General features: G+C 68.3%; 1 protein-coding gene. It reads left to right on the top strand.

Going from position 1 to position 758, the window contains the following annotated elements:
• Nucleotides 1–3: 3 nt before the first annotated feature.
• Nucleotides 4–758 (top strand): beta-ketoacyl reductase (locus IG88_RS0137800; protein WP_324609023.1); only part of this gene is annotated, 755 nt, incomplete at its 3' end.

Genomic DNA, 758 nt, shown 5'->3' with positions numbered 1-758 from the left:
GGTGTGGGTGGGCATGTGGCGCGGTGGCTGGCCGGGGCGGGTGCGGAGCGTCTGGTTCTGCTGAGCCGGCGTGGTGGTGGGGCTGAGGGTGTGGGTGAGCTGGTGGAGGAGTTGGGTGGTCTGGGTGCGGAGGTGGAGGTGGTCGCGTGTGATGTGACCGACCGTGCTGCTGTGGAGCGGGTGGTTGCGGGGATGCCGGCGGAGTATCCGCTGTCGGCGGTCTTTCACACGGCTGGTGTGGCGAGTTATGGCGTGGTGGGGGAGGTGGATGCGGCGGAGATGCGGGCGCAGATGGCGGCGAAGGTGTGGGGTGCCCGGTATCTGGATGAGTTGACGGCTGGGCTTGAGTTGGATGCGTTTGTGTTGTTCTCGTCGGGTGCGGCGGTGTGGGGCAGTGCGGGTAATGGGGCGTATGCGGCGGCGAATGCGTATCTGGATGGGTTGGCGTGGGAGCGTCGGGCGCGGGGTGTGGTGGCGACGTCGGTGTCGTGGGGTGGTTGGCGGGCGACGGGTATGGCGTCGGAGGGTACGGCGGAGCAGTTGGAGCGTCGTGGGGTGCGGGCGATGGAGCCTGTGTGGGCGGTGGAGGCGTTGCGTCAGGCGTTGGAGCAGGACGAGACGGTGTTGACGGTGACGGACATGGACTGGGGGAGGTTCACTCCGGGGTATGTGATGGCGCGGCGGCGGCCGTTGATCGAGGACATACCCGAGGTCGCCCAGGTCCTCGCGGACGACACCGACCACACCACCACCGGCGA

Origin of the sequence: Streptomyces sp. NRRL F-5650 (assembly GCF_000721365.1) — a bacterium.
Classification (GTDB): Bacteria; Actinomycetota; Actinomycetes; order Streptomycetales; family Streptomycetaceae; genus Streptomyces; species Streptomyces ardesiacus.
Note: the sequence above shows the minus strand (reverse complement) of the source record. Positions and strands in the feature narration are given on the sequence as shown.